This window comes from Collinsella sp. D33t1_170424_A12 (assembly GCF_015554865.1).
GTDB lineage: Bacteria > Actinomycetota > Coriobacteriia > Coriobacteriales > Coriobacteriaceae > Collinsella.
In genome coordinates this window covers 1-16807 of sequence record NZ_JADNJJ010000114.1, presented here as the reverse complement: position 1 = coordinate 16807, position 16807 = coordinate 1, and the positions used below count along the sequence as shown (strand labels likewise).

16 protein-coding genes are annotated in these 16807 nt (G+C 60.9%); 13 read left to right on the top strand and 3 right to left on the bottom strand.

The genetic code is table 11. The annotated features are described in order from the left end of the window. The 10 genes from I2E26_RS04995 to I2E26_RS04950 form a co-directional block, all read left to right on the top strand. A partial coding sequence (locus I2E26_RS04995) for a hypothetical protein (RefSeq protein ID WP_195419844.1) occupies nucleotides 1-1367 on the top strand: 1367 nt, incomplete at its 5' end. A 70-nt stretch (nucleotides 1368-1437) separates the two neighbouring features. Then, a complete protein-coding gene (gene ruvC / locus I2E26_RS04990; RefSeq protein WP_147587930.1) occupies nucleotides 1438-1935 on the top strand; it encodes a crossover junction endodeoxyribonuclease RuvC in 498 nt (165 codons plus the stop codon). Nucleotides 1936-1960: 25 nt separating this feature from the next. Continuing rightward, nucleotides 1961-2581 carry a Holliday junction branch migration protein RuvA gene (gene ruvA, locus I2E26_RS04985; protein ID WP_147587931.1) on the top strand — a complete coding sequence of 207 codons (621 nt, stop codon included), beginning with the start codon at nucleotides 1961-1963 and terminating at the stop codon, nucleotides 2579-2581. After that, nucleotides 2581-3654: a Holliday junction branch migration DNA helicase RuvB gene (gene ruvB, locus I2E26_RS04980; protein WP_195419846.1), complete on the top strand. Its 1074-nt coding sequence runs from the start codon at nucleotides 2581-2583 to the stop codon at nucleotides 3652-3654. The genes ruvA and ruvB overlap by 1 nt, the downstream gene beginning before the upstream one ends. 54 nt (nucleotides 3655-3708) lie before the next feature. After that, nucleotides 3709-5376 (top strand): formate--tetrahydrofolate ligase, encoded by a 1668-nt coding sequence (locus I2E26_RS04975; RefSeq protein WP_195419843.1) that lies wholly within the window; start codon nucleotides 3709-3711, stop codon nucleotides 5374-5376. A 32-nt stretch (nucleotides 5377-5408) separates the two neighbouring features. Beyond that, nucleotides 5409-6266 carry a bifunctional methylenetetrahydrofolate dehydrogenase/methenyltetrahydrofolate cyclohydrolase FolD gene (gene folD / locus I2E26_RS04970; protein WP_195419842.1) on the top strand — a complete coding sequence of 286 codons (858 nt, stop codon included), beginning with the start codon at nucleotides 5409-5411 and terminating at the stop codon, nucleotides 6264-6266. Nucleotides 6267-6452: 186 nt separating this feature from the next. Beyond that, the gene (locus tag I2E26_RS04965; protein WP_147587934.1) at nucleotides 6453-6680 is read left to right on the top strand and encodes a cold-shock protein; all 228 of its coding nucleotides are present in this window, start codon (nucleotides 6453-6455) and stop codon (nucleotides 6678-6680) included. 123 nt (nucleotides 6681-6803) lie between these two features. After that, nucleotides 6804-8423, top strand: a complete 1620-nt coding sequence (locus I2E26_RS04960; RefSeq protein WP_195419841.1) for a C69 family dipeptidase — start codon at nucleotides 6804-6806, stop codon at nucleotides 8421-8423. Between the two features lie 97 nt (nucleotides 8424-8520). Beyond that, nucleotides 8521-8943 (top strand): hypothetical protein, encoded by a 423-nt coding sequence (locus I2E26_RS04955; protein WP_229056423.1) that lies wholly within the window; start codon nucleotides 8521-8523, stop codon nucleotides 8941-8943. 85 nt (nucleotides 8944-9028) lie between these two features. Continuing rightward, the gene (locus tag I2E26_RS04950; RefSeq protein WP_229056422.1) at nucleotides 9029-10717 is read left to right on the top strand and encodes an AarF/ABC1/UbiB kinase family protein; all 1689 of its coding nucleotides are present in this window, start codon (nucleotides 9029-9031) and stop codon (nucleotides 10715-10717) included. On the opposite strand, the gene I2E26_RS04945 is transcribed toward I2E26_RS04950, so the two are convergent. The 3 genes from I2E26_RS04945 to I2E26_RS04935 all read right to left on the bottom strand — a co-directional run bounded on the left by I2E26_RS04945 (nucleotide 10714) and on the right by I2E26_RS04935 (nucleotide 14319). Further along, nucleotides 10714-11559, bottom strand: a complete 846-nt coding sequence (locus tag I2E26_RS04945; RefSeq protein ID WP_195419839.1) for a methyltransferase domain-containing protein — start codon at nucleotides 11557-11559, stop codon at nucleotides 10714-10716. The genes I2E26_RS04950 and I2E26_RS04945 overlap by 4 nt on opposite strands. Before the next feature lie 2 nt (nucleotides 11560-11561). Further along, a complete protein-coding gene (locus I2E26_RS04940; RefSeq protein ID WP_195419838.1) occupies nucleotides 11562-12101 on the bottom strand; it encodes a GNAT family N-acetyltransferase in 540 nt (179 codons plus the stop codon). A 61-nt stretch (nucleotides 12102-12162) separates the two neighbouring features. Beyond that, the gene (locus tag I2E26_RS04935) at nucleotides 12163-14319 is read right to left on the bottom strand and encodes a class I tRNA ligase family protein (protein WP_195419837.1); all 2157 of its coding nucleotides are present in this window, start codon (nucleotides 14317-14319) and stop codon (nucleotides 12163-12165) included. 83 nt (nucleotides 14320-14402) lie between these two features. On the opposite strand from I2E26_RS04935, the gene I2E26_RS04930 reads away from it, so the two are divergent. The 3 genes from I2E26_RS04930 to queA form a co-directional block, all read left to right on the top strand. Continuing rightward, nucleotides 14403-15032, top strand: coding sequence for a DUF3267 domain-containing protein (locus I2E26_RS04930; RefSeq protein WP_195419836.1), 630 nt, complete (start codon nucleotides 14403-14405; stop codon nucleotides 15030-15032). Next, a complete protein-coding gene (locus tag I2E26_RS04925) occupies nucleotides 15032-15622 on the top strand; it encodes an epoxyqueuosine reductase QueH (protein ID WP_147587941.1) in 591 nt (196 codons plus the stop codon). The genes I2E26_RS04930 and I2E26_RS04925 overlap by 1 nt, the downstream gene beginning before the upstream one ends. A 99-nt stretch (nucleotides 15623-15721) precedes the next feature. Then, on the top strand, nucleotides 15722-16807 hold a 1086-nt coding region (queA, locus tag I2E26_RS04920), incomplete at its 3' end, for a tRNA preQ1(34) S-adenosylmethionine ribosyltransferase-isomerase QueA (RefSeq protein ID WP_195419835.1).

Sequence of the window (16807 nt, the reverse complement as noted above, 5' to 3'; positions counted from 1 at the left end):
TCGGCGGCTCATTTGTACTTGATGATTCGGCGAATATCATTGCTTCTGCCGCACTTTTCGAGCAGGATCTTTTGGTCTGCGATTTCGGTAAAATCTCCGGCGAGAAGCCTTCTACTTCAAATGCTCTGGAGAGCATTTCGTCTTCCGAGCTTTTGTGGGGTGCGTTGCGCCGCAGTGTTACGGATTTCGTTGAGTCTTTCGATGCTCGAACGGTTCTCGTTGAACTTGATGGATCGGTATCGAGTGCTTTGGTGGCGGCGCTTGCCGCCGATGCGCTGGGTTCTAGGCGTGTCGTTGCCCTTGCCTTTCCGACCTACGGTCAAGCTACGGCCAAGGCGATGCAAGAGGAGGCTACAGCCTTTACCAATGCTCGTGCTGAAGCGGATACGCTCCACATTCGCTATGTGGAGCACTCTGTTCCCGATTCGCTGCAAGGGCTTTACCGCGAATTTGAACTTACGGATTGCGATCTTGGATCATTGTATAGGTACCTAGTGCTCGAATCATATGCGTCGCGCCTGAATGCCGTGGTGCTGTCCTCATATACGAAAACTGATTACGCGTTGGGCGGAGCTCGTGAATTTGAGGTGCATTTCGCATTCGCTCCGTTTGGCGATTTGTATTTATCTGAGCTCGCACCTCTGGTCGAGTATCGAAATCGTGTTTCTGAGGTCGTGCCGGTCGAAGCTGTTTCGATGGACGCCATTAATCGGACTGCTGTCAGCGCGGTCGATCGTGCTCTAACTTCATTGCGGCGAATTCACTCGGTGCATGGCGACCTGCTTTCGGTTTTGGAGGATTCTGCCCACAATCTTGATGCCGACACCCTTGACACATTTCTGAAGGAACATATTGCCCAGGGGAAGCCGGGCGCTCTGACGGGCGTCGGCCAGATGTTCCCCGAGCTTATGCGGGCTCTGTGCTTCTTGGTGCAAAGCGGAGCTTCCTTGTGTCGTCGAATGCCCGCGTTTCCATGCGTTTCTTCGTCGCCCCTTGCGGCGCGCACATGGCCTCTGTCCATGAATTGGCTTGAGCCGGCTGAGGGGGTGCGGCCCGATGCCGTCAAGGGGCTTGTTGATTATGAGATGGAGCGTGAGGAGCGCCGGCTTGAGGACGCGGGCCAGCGGGCGCGTCAGGAAATCGCGGGGCTCATCGGCCAGTTTTTAGGACTGCACCAGATGAAGCCCGACGACGGGCAGGACTCTTCTCTAGAATCCGACGAAGCCACGAAGGGGGAATCTGTCGATCTTGGCAACGAGTCCTCTCCAAGATATCTGGAAGATGATGCCCCCGGTATTGATCTTTCGAGTGAAGAGGCAGTTCCTCCGGGATTTCGTATGGGCGGTCCGTTCTTTTCCGTGAACTAAACATTCGCATGACCAACTTGCCGGCTCATGATATAGTAGAACAGATGTTCGAGTATGAGCGGAGGTGGATATGATCGTCTTGGGTATCGATCCAGGTTTGGCCAATACCGGATGGGGCGTCATAGAAGAACGCAAGGGCCAAGTTCGTTGCCGAGCCTATGGCTGTATTCAAACGTCCGCTGGAAACGATCTTGCCGCTCGCTTGTGCCGTATCGCGGACGAGTTGCATCGTGTGGTTGATCGCTATCGCCCTACTGAAGCAGCTGTCGAGGGTATTTACTTTGGAGCGAACGTGCGCTCTGCGATTCCTACGGCTCACGCCAGGGGGGCTGCCCTCGTTGCCTGCGCTTTGTGCGGCGTTGAGATCGGTGAATATACCCCTATGCAGATCAAGCAGGCAGTCGTGGGAACAGGGTCCGCAGACAAAGATCAAGTCATCTTTATGGTGAGGCGCTTGCTGCAGCTCGATCACGATCCACGGCCGGACCACGCTGCAGATGCTCTTGCATGCGCTATCTGCCATGCGCATTTGAGGCGTACTGCCGCATTGAGCAACGGCGCATATTGATGAAGGGAAAGGAGCGGCCGCGTTTATGATTTCGATGTTGAGGGGCGTTTTGGTCGAGGCGACGCCAAGTTCGGCGCTTGTCGATGTCGGCGGCGTTGGATTCGAGGTCGGCATCTCGCATACCACGGCAGCGCAGCTGCCAACGCTTGGGCATGAATGCGTTTTGCATACGAGGCTCCAGGTGCGGGAGGACTCGATGACGCTCTTTGGATTCGCGCATACCGAAGAGCGATTGATGTTTGACAGGCTTATTGCGGTTAGCGGGGTCGGACCGAGGCTCGCGCTTTCGATCCTGTCGAAATTTAGTCCCAGTCAGGTGTACACCATGGTTATGGCTGAGGATGACAAGGGGATGTCGTCGGTATCCGGTGTTGGAAAAAAGACCGCGCAACGCCTGATCCTTGAGCTCAAGAGCGTGTTTGAAAAAGATGCCTCACTGTGGTCGGTTCCCGATGTCGAGCCGCATGCCGCAGCGAGCGCGGCTCCCAAGCTTTCAACGAATATGGATGATGCCAGAATGGCGCTATTGTCAATGGGCTTTAGCTCACAAGAGGCAGAGTTGGCGTTGGAGGGGCTTGATGACACCGGACAGCGGGTCGAGGTGTTGCTGGGCTCTGCTCTGAAGCGACTAGGAATGGACGCATGATGTGGGAAGCAGATGCGGGTAGGGATCTTTGGGATGATGCTTCGGGCCTGCCTACAGGTCCTTCACCGGAAGCTGGAAGGTTTGTAACGGGTGATTTGACAGCGGCCGATCTTGATGTGGAGCGAACGCTTCGACCACAGAGGTTGGAAGATTACTGCGGCCAGGAACATATAAAACAGAGTCTAAAAATCCTTATTCAGGCAGCGCAAAACAGGGGTGAGAGCCTTGACCATGTGATCTTTTCGGGCCCGCCGGGTTTGGGAAAGACGACGCTGGCCACTGTGGTTGCGAATGAGTTGGGCGCGCAGATCAAGACGACATCTGGTCCGGCGATAGAGCGCACTGGAGACCTCGCCGCTATACTTACGAATCTTCAACCGGGAGACGTGCTATTTATCGACGAGATTCACAGGTTGAATCGTTCCGTGGAGGAGATTCTGTATCCTGCGATGGAGGACTTTGCCCTTGATATCGTCATCGGCAAAGGTCCGGCTGCTCGTTCGATTCGCCTTGATGTGCCGAGGTTTACCTTGGTTGGCGCCACCACGCGGTCGGGAATGCTCACAGGTCCATTGCGCGACCGTTTTGGCATTTCCTTCAGGCTTGATTACTACTCGATCGAAGAGCTTGCGACCATCGTTGAGCGTTCGGCTTCTATATTGGGCGTATCGATCGACCACGATTCCGCTCTTGAGGTTGCCTCGCGCTCTCGAGGTACGCCTCGCCTTGCGAATCGCTTGCTCAAGCGAGTGCGAGACTACGCTCAAGTTCGAGGGCCTGGTCCTATTGAAATCAGCATCGCGCGAGAGGCGCTTTCGTTTTTCGAAATCGATGAGCTTGGCTTGGATTGGATGGACATCAGGATCTTGGAAACGCTGTGCAAGACGTTTCGCGGTAGGGCGGTTGGATTGAGTACGTTGGCAAGCGCTGTGGGCGAAGACCCTTCAACACTTGAGGATGTATACGAGCCATATTTGTTGCAGCGCGGATTGATCGTGCGAACGCCTCAGGGGCGCGTTGCCACGCTTACCGCATTCGAGCACCTTCGTCTAGAGCCTCCCGCCCACGCGTAAGCGTTTCGCGCTATTCTGTACGAGTTGGTAATCCCCTTTTCAGGAAGGAACATCATGCTGTCAGACATCGAGATCGCCCATTCCGTGAAGCCCCTTCCCATTCTCGAGGTTGCAAAAGAGGCCGGCGTGGACGAGTCCCACCTCATTCCGTATGGCTTCGATAAGGCGAAGGTCGATTATTCCCTGCTGAACGAGGAGACGGATCATAAGGCGAAGCTCGTACTGGTAACGGCCATTAATCCGACTCCCGCTGGAGAGGGTAAGACCACTACCACGATCGGACTTGCCGATGCCCTGCGTCGCCGTGGCGTGAAGAGCGCCGTTGCGTTGCGTGAACCCTCGCTCGGCCCGGTATTTGGCGTGAAGGGCGGTGCCGCCGGCGGCGGCTATGCCCAGGTGGTCCCGATGGAGGATATCAATCTTCATTTCACGGGCGACTTTCATGCTATCGGAGCGGCTAACAATCTGCTCGCCGCTATGATCGACAATCATATTCAGCAGGGCAACGCTCTTGGCATCGATGTGAAGCGCATTACCTGGAAGCGCGCGGTCGATATGAATGACCGACAGCTCCGCCATATCATCGACGGCATCGGGGGCAAGGCGCAGGGTGTTCCACGTGAAGATGGTTTTGATATTACGGTCGCATCCGAGGTGATGGCGATCCTCTGCCTGTCTACCTCCATCACCGACTTGAAGAACCGCTTGGGCGAGATTGTCGTTGGTTATTCGTACAGTGGCGAGCCGGTCCGTGCGAGCCAGTTGAATGCGCAGGGCGCCATGGCAGCCCTGCTTAAGGACGCGTTGAAGCCGAATCTGGTTCAGACGCTCGAGCATACTCCTGCGTTCGTGCACGGCGGCCCGTTTGCGAACATCGCCCACGGCTGCAACTCCATCATGGCTACGCGCATGGCGATGCGCTTCGGTGATATCACCATCACGGAGGCTGGTTTTGGCGCCGACCTCGGTGCGGAGAAGTTCCTTGATATCAAGTGTCGCATGACGGGCCTGCGCCCCGATGCGGTCGTGGTCGTCGCCACCGCGCGCGCGTTGAAGTACAACGGCGGCGTTGCGAAGGCTGAGCTGAATAACGAGAACCTCGAGGCCCTGAAGGCGGGTATGCCCAACCTGTTGAGGCATGTTGCGAATATTCAGGATGTCTTCGGTCTGCCGTGCGTCGTCGCCATCAATCGTTTCCCGAGCGATACCCAGGCCGAGCTCGACCTGATTGCTTCCGAGTGCGAGAAACTTGGCGTCAACGTGCGTCTTTCCGAGGTTTGGGCCAAGGGCGGCGAGGGCGCGCTCGACCTTGCCGACGAAGTGCTTCGCTTGGTCGAGGAGCCGCATGAGTTCAATTACTGCTATTCTGACGGAGCCGATGTTGCCGATGCGCTCGAGGCAATTGCGACCAGGGTCTACCATGCTGACGGCGTTGACTTCTCGCCCGCAGCGAAGCGCCAGCTTGCCGAGCTTCGCGAGAACGGCTTTGGCAACCTGCCGGTATGCGTTGCGAAGACCCAGTACTCATTCAGCGACCGGGCGACCGCCTTGGGCGCTCCCGAGAATTTCCGTATCACGGTTCGCGAGCTGAAGGTGAGTGCTGGCGCCCACTTCGTCGTCGCGCTGACCGGTAATGTCTTGACGATGCCCGGATTGCCCAAGGTTCCCGCGGCGGAGCATATCGATGTCGACGATAACGGCCTGATCTCGGGTCTTTTCTAATCCGCTTGTTTCATCCTTGAGGAGTTTTATACGTGACGACGATAATTGACGGAAAGCGACTGGCTGCTCGCGTGCGCGAGCAGGCGGCAATAGATGTGTCCGAGCTTGTTGAACGCGGCGTTCATCCCCACCTCGCGGTCGTGTTGGTTGGCGATGATCAGGCTTCCGCTACCTACGTTCGTTCTAAGCTTAAGGATTGCGAGGAGTGCGGTATAGCATCGCAAGATTACAAGCTTCCTTCCGCCATCTCTCAGGATGACCTTATGAATCTGGTTGAGCGCCTGAATGCCGACCCGGCTGTTACGGGCATTCTCGTCCAGATGCCCTTGCCTGCGCATCTGGATGCCGAGAAGGTCATTGCGGCCATTTCGCCCGATAAGGACGTCGATGGGTTTCATCCCGAAAGCCTCGGCTGTCTTGTTCGGGGCCTTCCCGGTCTTCGTCCGTGTACGCCCGCGGGTATCATGGCGATGCTTGACGAATACGGTATCGAGCTTTCGGGCAAGAACGCTGTGATTGTCGGCCGTTCTTCGATTGTAGGAAAGCCTATGGCATTTATGCTGCTGGAACGCGATGCGACGATTTCGGTCGCCCATTCGCGTACACGTGATATCGCAGATGTATGCCGTACGGCAGATGTGCTGGTGGTGGCATGCGGTATTCCCAAGATGGTTCAAGGCGACTGGTTGAAGCCGGGTGCCGTCGTCATCGATGTGGGCATGGATCGCGATGAAAACGGCAAGCTCTGCGGCGATGTGGATTTTGATTCCGCTGCACGCGTTGCAGGGGCTATTACCCCCGTTCCCGGCGGTGTCGGTCCTATGACCCGTGCCATGTTGATGAGCAACATCGTTCAGGCCGCCCGTCTGCAGCTGGGGCGAGCTCTCTAGCTCGTGTTTCCGTTTTGTTACCGTGAGCGTCCCTCGTGCCGATACGGCTGGCACGCGGGGCGCTCTTTTGCGACATCGTATTTGTGGGCTGACGGGCCATCGATGAGGGGTACTATTACACCCAGCGCGCAGCACGGTTATTTCGCGCGCTGACGATGCTCGCAAGGGCGGGAAGAAAGGGATAGCATGGCAACCGGTACTCTTAAGAAATCATTCTTCCGTGAAAAGGGGTTTGGCTTCATCACCCCTGACGATGCTCCGGAGGGCTCGCATTCGGATGTGTTCGTTCACTTCAGCGCTATCCAGATGGATGGGTTCAAGTCGCTCGACGAGGGCGATCGCGTGGAGTATGAGGTCGGACCGGGCAAGAAGCCCGGTGAGACCCAGGCTATGAATGTTCGCAAGATCGGCTAAGCATATACGAATGCGTGCGGGGCGCCCTTTGGGGCGCCCTGCTGCTATAGCGCGCTTAATTCTTGAGCGCTACACTGTGCAAAATGGGCATGCGCACGCGCGCACAACTACTAGGGAGGCACCATGGCCTGTACGACTATTCTTGTAGGCAAGCTGGCGAGTTATGATGGGTCGACAATCGTTGCCCGCAACGAGGACTCTCCGGGCGGGCAGTTCGAGCCCAAGCGCATGCAGGTTGTTATGCCCAACGATCAGCCGCGGACGTACGTGAGTTCGGAATCCCATCTGACGGTCGAGCTTCCCGAGGAGCCCATGCGCTATACGTCGGTCCCCGATGCTCTTCCAGGTCATGGCGTGTGGGCCGCTGCAGGTTTCAACGAGTGCAACGTGGGCATGAGCGCGACTGAAACCATCACCAGCAACGATCGCGTGCTGGGGGCGGACCCCTTGGTCGTATACACTCCTCCGCAAGGGGTTGCCGGCGACGCGAGCTATGCCCCCGAGGTTCCCGGAGGCTTGGGTGAGGAGGATTTCGTTACCCTCGTCTTACCTTATATCCATTCGGCGCGCGAGGGCGTGGAGCGCCTGGGAGCGCTTCTCGAGCGTTATGGTACGTACGAGATGAACGGTATCGCATTCTCCGATCTCGACGAGATCTGGTGGATGGAGACGATCGGCGGACATCATTGGATCGCCAAGCGCGTTCCCGACGATGCCTACGTGACGATGCCCAACCAGCTCGGTATCGACTGGTTCGACTTGGCAGATGCCGAGGGCGAGCAGCTGGAGCATATGGCCAGCGACGACCTGCGCGTATGGATGGAGGAGAACCACCTCGACCTGACGATGCGCGACGCCGACTACTACATGAGCGGTGACCTCGAATATGCCATCGACGATGAGTGCGATGGAGCATGCGACGATGACGCCGACGATGGCGTTGATATGATCGAGATCGATCTTGATCGCGCACAGGATATCTTCAATCCTCGCGATGCGTTCGGTTCGCATTCGGATAGCGATCATGTATACAACACGCCGCGTGCCTGGTATATGCAGCGGTGCCTGAATCCCCATGACGAGTGGGAAGGTCCTATGGCGACGTGGGGTCCCGAATCAGACGATATTCCCTGGGCCCGCGTACCCGAGCGCAAGGTGACGATCGAAGACGTTAAATATGTTCTCTCGGCTCACTATCAGGGAACCCCGTACGACCCCTATGGTAGGAAGGGCGATGACGCGTCGCGCGGGCTGTATAGGCCTATCGGCATCAACCGCAACGGCCAGCTTGCGGTCCTTCAGCTGCGTCCGTACGCGGATCGCGCATATCGTGCGATCCAGTGGATGGCGTTTGGTTCCAACCCGTTCAACGCGTTGGTTCCGCTTTACGCAAACGTCGACGAAATGCCGGAGTATCTTTCGAATACGACCGATCGCGTCACGACCGATAGCTTCTACTGGACGAATCGCATCGTGGCCGCGCTGGCGGATGCGCGCTTCCGCGATAACGCCGCGCATATCGAGCGCTATCAGCAAAAGGTCGGCGGTATGGGCCATGCCTTCTTGCGCAAGACCGACGCCGTAGCGCGCGACCTGGGTCCTGACGAGGCGCCGGCATACCTTGCGCGGGCGAATGCGGAATTGGTGTCAGCTGTACGCTTGGAGACCGAGGACCTGCTGGCGAAGGTGCTCTACACGACGAGCTGCGCGATGAAAAACGCCTTTGCGATGTCTGACAATTAACAGCGGCGGCATCGAATCGTTTGGGGCATCTGCTACGGGGTAGAAGCTTATTACAACAGCGAGCGGCGGCTCCGCGAACCGCCTAGGATGGGAGGCCATGATGGCAACCAAGTTCGAGGAACTGGTCAACGGCATGATTAACGTCGGCTTCGGGATGGCGGCAACGGCCGCAGAAAAGAGCCGGGAGATGCTCGAGGACTTCAATGCGAAGGGTGCTGAAGTGCGCACCGATGCGACTTCGGGTGATTTCGCTCGTTCGATGTCGGACGTGTTCGAGCGCGCCGGCGGCGTATTCACCGAAACCACCGAACGCCTTGGCGCCGAGGGCGAGACGGTTGCCGAACGCGTGCTCGACGAGCTGATCGTCGCGCGTCTGCGCATGCTCGATTCCCCAAGTCGCGCAGCGTTTCTCGTGCATGTGGGCGACCTGGTCACCGCTGTCGAGAGCGAGACCGTTAACGTGCCCGTAGAGTCGGTCGATGGGGCTGATGTGGCCGAGACCGAGGAGAAGGGCGAGTAGATATTTCATGGCAGCGAGTGAAAACGACAACAGCCGCTGGGACACAAGGGGTTTTGGAGATTCCCCGCGCCCTGGTGCCCCATCGATGGACGCATCGGGTGTTTCTCGTCATCGTGAGCGCGCGGTAGACGAGTTTCCAGATGAGCCTGCCGTTGTAGCTCCTGGCGAGAAGTACCAGCTCACGTCGGCAGGACGGCGCTGGCGTATCGGCCAGATCATCAAGTTGCTACGAAAATACGAGGTCTGGAACGATATTACTCCGGTTCGCCTACGCTGCCTGCTCGAGGAGCTCGGCCCCATGTTTGTGAAGATGGGGCAGATCTTGGCCAACAGGTCGGAGATCTTGCCCCAGCGCTTCTGCGGCGAGCTGCGAAAGCTGCGCACCGATGTCGACCCCGTTCCGTTCGGGACGGTGCGCGACTGCTTGAAAGCGGAATATCGACGTCCGATGGAGGACGTGTTCGAATGGGTTGATGAAGAGCCGCTGGGCAGCGCCTCGCTCGCCCAGGTGCATCGCGCGCGCCTGAAGACGGGTGAGGAGGTGGCGGTAAAGGTCCAGCGCCCCGGTGCGCAGCAAATCATGGCGCAGGATATCGATATCATGCGCTCCTTGGTGCGCATGGCATCTCGTTTCGTGAAAACGGACCAGTTCGTGGATCTGCACGACGTGGTCGAGGAGCTGTGGCAGTCCTTCCGGGAGGAGACGAACTTCCTCATGGAGGCGCGAAACCTTGAGGACTTCCATACGTTTCACAAGGATACGAAGGGCATAGCGTGCCCGCGCCCGTATCTGGGCCTGTGTACCGAGCACGTGGTCGTTATGGACTACATCGAGGGTATCTCCATTGCCGATCCGGAGGGGCTGGTGCGCGCCGGCTACGATTTGAAGCAGCTGGGTGCGCGCATCGTCGAGGACTATTCGACGCAGGTGCTCGACGACGGCTTCTTTCATGCTGATCCCCATGCGGGCAACATCATCGTGAAGGACAACGTTATCTATTTTATCGACCTGGGCATGGTGGGCAGGATGTCGAACCACGATCGCCTCATCGTGAAGGACATCATCTACTCGGTGGCCGAGGGCGATGTCTCCAAGCTTAAGGATTCACTGATGCGCTTCGCGGTGTCGCGCGGCGATTCCGATTCGCTTGACCACGCGTCCTTCCTCAGCGACCTCGACTACATCGTCGCCGATTTCGCCGGGCTCGATTTGAAGGATCTGGACATCGGAGAGTTTCTCACATCGCTGGTCAACCTTGCTCGCAAGAACGATGTGGAGCTCCCCAGCGTGGTGACGATGTTCGCGCGGGGCATGGTGACGCTCGAGGGGCTTCTTTCGGAATACATGCCCGATATCAACATGATAGAGATCATCTCGTCGCATATCGCCCATGAGAAGAGCTCCTTTGCGCGCCTGGAAGAGATGATGCGCGAATTGCAAGGAAGCAGCCTGCGCGCGGCAAGGGGGTCGCTTGAGGCGGCTGAGCATCTCGGGCTGGCGGCGCATATGCTCACGCGCGGCCAGCTTAAGGTGAACACGCAGGTCATGGGGTCCGAGGAGGTGCTAAGGCATATCGGAGGCATCGTCGACCGCATGTCTATGGCCATCGTAATCGCCGGCCTCTTCATCGGTTCGTCGGTCGTGTACTTCGCTAAGATCGAGCCGGTTATCTTCGGCATCCCCGTCATTGGGTTCTTCGGGTACGCCAGCGCGCTGTTTTTGGCGTTGGGACTGGGTCGGGAGATCTGGCGAAACAGCCACGGCAAGCGCTAGACCTTGCTGTCGTCGAATCGCGCTACTAGCACTTCGGCATCTACCGTTATCTGCGTGAGCCGCCCGATTTCGAGTTCGTTTGCGTTGCATCCGAAGGTGACGGGGCTCATGCGAACGAGGTCGCGGGCTTGCTCGCCGTCGACCGGCAGGGTCTGCGCTGCTCGCGTGCGCGCTAGGATTTCGGCGTGGCGCTCGAGGTGCGAGACGATGGACTCGTTTGAGTATGCATGGTCAATCGAGGGCTTGCCGGTGAGCGCACGGAGCTCCTGCATGTGACGCGAGCCGGGCACCACTTTCACGAGGGTACCGCCGGGTGCGAGGACACGCTGGAACTCCTGGTAGTTGGCGGGCGTGAAGACATTGATGATGCAGGCGGCGGCGTTCGCGGCAAGCGGCATGTGTGCGAGGTCGGCCACGAGCCAATGGACGGCGTTGCCTCCGCGTGCGGCGATGCGGATGGCGTCTTTGGAATAATCGATACCGATGGTGCGGCAGCCGGTGCGCTGCCGAATCGATTTGGCGTAATAGCCTTCACCGCAGCCGGCGTCGACCACGGTCGAGCCGGCTGCCAGATGAGGAAGCTCCTGCAAGATGGCATCGAGCACATGATGGTAAAAGCCCGCATCCATGATACGTGCGCGGCTTTCGAAAAATGCCGCATCGTAGCCCTTGAGCGGGGCGACGTTGGGCACCAGCGTCAAAAAGCCCTTGGCGGAGATATCGAAGCGGTGTGCGCGGCTGCAGGCGAGGGAGCCGCCCTCGGCGTGCAGGGCCGCTCCGCAGAGCGGACAGCGCAGCGCCGGCGCAAGGTCGAGGTATGCCTGGATGCGGGAGCGCGCCATCGTTAGACCAGGACCTTTTCGAACGCGATGCGCAGCGGATCGTACTGGCCGGTGTGGCCGAGCGTGATGACGCCGCAGCGTTCGTAGCCGAGCTTGCCCACGAGGCCCTGCACGGGGATGTTGCGCTCATGCGTGTCGATGCGAATGCTCGCGGCCCCGCGATCGCGAGCGATGCGCTCGCCCTCCTCGAACATCTCGGTCATGATGCCGCGGCGTGCCGCAGCCTTGCTGATCGCGCAGCGATGGATGACGGCGTACGAGGGGGTGGCGGAGCTGGACTGGGTGAGCCAGGCGCCGTCGATCTTGTCGTAGGTGTGCTCTCCGTTAAAGGAAAGCGCCATGATGCCCAGGATCGTTCCATCCTCATCGACGGCGACGTAGGACGCGCCCTCGGCCATATCGGCCTCGATGTCGATGTGGTTGGGATACTCCTCCTGCCATTGGGGGATATCCATGGCGGCAAGCGAGGCTTTGCCGTCGTTCAGCACCTGTTCGGCCGCATCAACGTCGGCGGGCACCGTCGGTCGAATACAAATCGTCATCAGAGAACCTTTCAAACATGAGGATGAACCATCGGGGCCGCACGGCCCGGCTGATCAGACCTTAAAACTGGCTCGGGTGCTTCGCGAAGAAGTCGAAGCGAGGGGGCAGCGCTTTGATGGCGTGCTCGCCCGGATGCTCGCCGAGCGAGGCGACGAGCTCGTCGTTCGTCTCGAAGATGTGATTCCACGAGAAGAAGGTCGCGGGCTCGATGGCGAAGTGCTCGCAGATCTTCTCGCAGCCTGCGGGAACGATACCGTGCATGAGGACGGTGGCGACGCGTAGCTGGTGAAACGCATCGACGAGCGCCTGCGCCATGGCGGCGTCGTCGGAGGCGTTCTTCGCAGCCTTGGAGGCGTCGCTCCAGCGCTTGTTCGCGGAGCGCAGGAACTCGTCGCACACGCCCAGGGCATGATGCAGCTCGAAGGTGTGCATGGCCTGTTCGAAGGCGAGGACGGCCTGTTCGGTCTCATCGATGACCGCGGCGCTCGGGGCGCCTGCGGGAATGCATCCGGTGCGGTACGCCGCCTCGTCGCCGTCCTTCGGGGCGACGCCGTAGAAGCAGGAACGGGTCAGGCGGTTGAAGACGCCGGTGAGCAGCGCGCCCTCCTTGAGGGCGGGGTCGATCACGCGCTTGTCGTCGCGGGCGAGCACGGGGTTGCCGTCCTTGTCCTTGCCGGTCTCGCGCAGGTCGAAGGCCTTCGGGGAGAAGCTGACGGGCTTCTCGCCCAAGCCGAGCGACAGCCAGTGGGCGCGCAGCTGCTCGGGCGTGTAGTGGTCGAGCATCTCGTGCGCCAGGGGCGGCGGGGTCTGGGAGCTGGAGCTGGCCTTCTTGCCCATGTAGAGGATGTGGTAGTTGGCGGCGACGCAGGACTGCTGCATGTTCCAGTCGAGCGCCTCCCACATGCCGGACTGCGCGATGCAGTAGAAGTAGATGTTGTCCTGGCCGATGAACTGGTAGGCGCGGGCGTCCGCGCTCGCCCACCAGTCGCGCCAGTCGAGGCTGGCATGCGTGTAGGCCGGCTCGTCCATGATCATGGCAGGGGCCTCGCCCACGAGCTCGGCGTCGGCGACGGCGGTCGGGGCGAGCTCGGATGCCGGCGTGCCCGCGGCCTCGAGCTTGGCGGCATCGCGCGCGAGCACGGCGCGGGTGAAGCTGATGGGCGCCCACAGGCTCTCGGGCCAGACCCAGGCCGTGAGGTCGCGGCAGCCCTCGACCTCGGGCAGGGGCACGCCCCACTCGACGTTGCCCGAGATGCGGAACGGCACGAGCGCCTTGCCGGAGCGGAAGCGCACGCCGGCTCGGTTGAGGACCTCGTGGGCCTCGTCGCGCTCGCGCCAGGTGGGGAAGACCACCGTGAAGGAGCCCTTGTTGCCCTCGGCCTCGATGACCTCGTGCGCGGGCAGCTCGCCGCGGACGGCCTCGAATTCATCGCGGAACTTGATCTGGATGAACAGGCGCGGAGCGTCGAGCCATTCCTGCATGGTCTTGGATACCACGGAGCGCACGGTGGGATCGGCGGCTAGTCGCTCGGTGTGCTCCCGTATGTACTCGGTGTAGGAGGGTAGGTCGAAGTAGAGGTTGTCGACCGGGACGAGCTCGGGCGTTTCACCGGTGAGGGCGCTCTTGGGGGCGATGAGCTCTTCGGGCTCGAACTGATGGCCCAGGTCGCATTCGTCGGCGTAGGCCTTCTCGGACTTGCAGCCCTGGATGGGGCAGCGACCAAGGACCTGGCGGCCGTTCAGGAACTGCCCCGCGCTCGGGTCGTAGAACTGCTTGGTGGACATCTTTGCGAGCTTGCCCTGCTCGTGCAGGCGCTCGACGAGCTCGGCGGTCATGCGCTCGTGGATGTGCACGGCGGGCTCGAGCGCGCTGCCGGCGTACAAGTCGCAGGACACGTCGAAGCTGGCGAGGTCGGTCTCCTGGCTATCGTGGTTCTCGCGTACGTAGTCGGAGATGTGCTTGGCGTAGCCGTCGGCCTCGCGGAGCTTGCGGAAGCCCTCCATGATGGGGGAGCCGTAGCAGTCGGTGCCGGAGACGAAGACCACGTTCTCGCGGCCCAGGCGGTCGCGGAGGAACCGGGCGTAAAAGTCCGCCGGGACGAAGACGCCGCCCACGTGGCCGAAGTGCAGGCCCTTGTTGCCATAGGGCATGCCCGCGGTGACCACGGCGCGGCGCGGCCAGGCGGGACGATCTTCACGGCTATAGGTGTGTGCCATGTGCGGCTCCTTTTTCGTTACTTTTCGTATGCATGACGTCACATTATCGCACATCGGGCGGGGTGAATGGGTATGCTTGCATCATGAAGAAAATCGACGGCATACATACGTTTGAGGATGAGGGCTTCCTGGCTCGCATCACGCGGACGTCGTTCGCGGTGATGCTGGCTGCAGCCGCGGTTTGCGCTGTGTGGTGGGTATGCTCGCTGATCCCCGGATCCCCGGCTCCCGCGTTCGAGCTGGCCTCACCCGTCCACGCGCCATCGAAGCTCGGATGGCTGCTCGCCCTGGCGGTGGGGGTGCTCGTATCGCTTGTGGCTCACGAGGCAGTGCACGCCGCGGTGTTCAAGCTGTTCGCTCCCAAGGGCTCCCGTATCACGTTCGGTGCCAATTGGAGATGCGGGATGCTGTTCGCCTGCGCGGATGGCATCGAGTACACGCGCCGCCAGTACCTGGCTATCGTCTTGGCCCCGACGCTTGTGGTCACGTTGGCGTTGGTGGCCGCGGGGGCGCTGGTCTCGTGGCCGCTATGGACGCTTGTCGTGGTCGCACTGCACCTTTCGGGCTGCGTGGGCGATTGGGCGTACGCGGCCCATATCGCGGCGGACCCCGCGATCGCGTACTGCGAGGACACGGAGTGGGGCGTCCAGTTTTACGGGGTCGGGGAAGATGGCCGCGATGAAGATGCCGATGGTGGCGAAGGAGCTGCTTGATGACGAGACTGCTGTTGCATGCGTGCTGCGCGCCGTGCTCGCTGGAGCCGGTGCGCTTGCTGGTCGAAGAGGGCTTCGAGCCCACGATCTGCTGGACCAATCCGAATATCCAGCCGGCCGCAGAGCGCCGCCGGCGGCTGGAGGAGCTGAGGCACTGGTGCGGCCAGGTGGGTATCGACCTCATCGAGGCGCGGGAGGACCTCGCGCGCTGGGAGCGCGGCGTCGCGACCGTGGGCGCCCGCGATCGCGAGCGTCGGTGCCGCGCGTGCTATGCGCTGCGCCTGGCCGAGGCGTGCCGCGTGGCGCGCGAGGGCGGTTTCGAGTACATCGGCACGACGCTCGCCGTATCCCCGTATCAGCTGTTCGACACCTGTAACGAGGTGCTGGAGAAGCTGGCGCGCGCCCATGGCCTCATGCCGGTGATACGCGACTTTCGTCCCTGGTATCCCGAGGCGACGCGTCGGTCGCGCGAGCTGGGGATGTATCGCCAGCAGTATTGCGGCTGCCGCTTCTCCGCCGCCGAGTCGGTGCTCGACCGCGCACGCATGCGCGACGAGCGCCGTGCGCGCCGCGACGAGACGTCGGCATAGCGGTTCGGAGAAGATGCGCCGCGCATACGGGGAGTGCGCGGGCGGACGCGCTATCATAGGGCGCCGTGAGAAGTGAACGTTTGAACGCGAGGAGCGCATATGCGTACCGATGATTTCGATTACAACCTGCCCGACGAGCTAATCGCCCAGGCGCCCGCGGAGCCCCGCGATTCGTGTCGCCTGCTCGTGCTGCATCGCGAGGACGGTTCGGTCGAGCACCGTATCTTCCGCGACATCATCGACTACCTCGAGCCGGGCGATGTGCTGGTCGCCAACAAAACGCGCGTCATGCCGGCGCGCCTTATCGGCAAGAAGCCCACGGGCGGCACGGCCGAGACGCTGCTGCTCAACCGCCGCGAGGACGTGGATCCCATGGGCGCCGTGTGGGAGTGCCTGGTAAACCCCGGCAAGCGTTTAAAACCGGGCGCGGTGATCGAGTATCGCGCGGGCGGCGCGCTGGCGCCCGATGGCGCACCGGTGGTGTTGCGCGCGACGATCGAGGAGTTCGTTGACGACAGCCGCGGCGGTCGCCTGGTGCGCTTCGAGCCGGTGGGCGAGGAGGTCGACGGCACTCCTCGTACGCTCGACGGCGCCATCCATGCGGCCGGCCATGTGCCGCTGCCGCCCTATATCACCGACTACGAGGGCGATCCCGAGAAGTACCAGACCGTGTACGCCATGGAGGAGGAGCACAGCGCCGCCGCGCCCACGGCGGGCCTGCACTTCACGCCCGAGCTCATCGAGCGCATCGAGGCTAAGGGCGTGCGCTTCGAGACCGTGGAGCTCGAGGTGGGTATCGATACCTTCCGTCTCGTCGAGGAGGACGACCCCACCGAGCACGTCATGCATACCGAGCGCTACCATGTGCCCGCGTCGACCGTTGAGGCGGCGCGCGCGGCGAAGGCTGCGGGCCATCGCGTGATCGCGGTGGGCACCACGGCGGTGCGCTCGCTCGAAAGCTCGTGGGAGCCCGATGTCCCTGCGGCCGATCCCGCGGTCACGGCGCTTCGCTTTGAGGGAGCTGCCGATTCCGCTGCGGTGTGCGGCCACGGCGATATCGCGGTGCGCGAGGACGCTACGACCAACCTCTACCTCATGCCCGGCTCCACCTTCCACGTGGTGGACGCGATGATCACCAACTTCCATGTACCGCGCTCGACGCTCATGATGCTCGTCTCGGCATTC

Excerpts from the sequence above, each read along its gene's own strand:
- I2E26_RS04925 (WP_147587941.1), top strand. The coding sequence starts at position 15,032 with ATGACGAGACTGCTGTTGCATGCGTGCTGCGCGCCGTGCTCGCTGGAG.
- I2E26_RS04955 (WP_229056423.1), top strand. The coding sequence starts at position 8,521 with ATGATGGCAACCAAGTTCGAGGAACTGGTCAACGGCATGATTAACGTC.
- I2E26_RS04960 (WP_195419841.1), top strand. The coding sequence starts at position 6,804 with ATGGCCTGTACGACTATTCTTGTAGGCAAGCTGGCGAGTTATGATGGG.
- I2E26_RS04930 (WP_195419836.1), top strand. The coding sequence starts at position 14,403 with ATGAAGAAAATCGACGGCATACATACGTTTGAGGATGAGGGCTTCCTG.
- ruvB (WP_195419846.1), top strand. The coding sequence starts at position 2,581 with ATGTGGGAAGCAGATGCGGGTAGGGATCTTTGGGATGATGCTTCGGGC.
- I2E26_RS04940 (WP_195419838.1), bottom strand. The coding sequence starts at position 12,101 with ATGACGATTTGTATTCGACCGACGGTGCCCGCCGACGTTGATGCGGCC.
- I2E26_RS04965 (WP_147587934.1), top strand. The coding sequence starts at position 6,453 with ATGGCAACCGGTACTCTTAAGAAATCATTCTTCCGTGAAAAGGGGTTT.
- I2E26_RS04975 (WP_195419843.1), top strand. The coding sequence starts at position 3,709 with ATGCTGTCAGACATCGAGATCGCCCATTCCGTGAAGCCCCTTCCCATT.
- ruvC (WP_147587930.1), top strand. The coding sequence starts at position 1,438 with ATGATCGTCTTGGGTATCGATCCAGGTTTGGCCAATACCGGATGGGGC.
- ruvA (WP_147587931.1), top strand. The coding sequence starts at position 1,961 with ATGATTTCGATGTTGAGGGGCGTTTTGGTCGAGGCGACGCCAAGTTCG.
- I2E26_RS04945 (WP_195419839.1), bottom strand. The coding sequence starts at position 11,559 with ATGGCGCGCTCCCGCATCCAGGCATACCTCGACCTTGCGCCGGCGCTG.
- I2E26_RS04935 (WP_195419837.1), bottom strand. The coding sequence starts at position 14,319 with ATGGCACACACCTATAGCCGTGAAGATCGTCCCGCCTGGCCGCGCCGC.
- I2E26_RS04950 (WP_229056422.1), top strand. The coding sequence starts at position 9,029 with ATGGACGCATCGGGTGTTTCTCGTCATCGTGAGCGCGCGGTAGACGAG.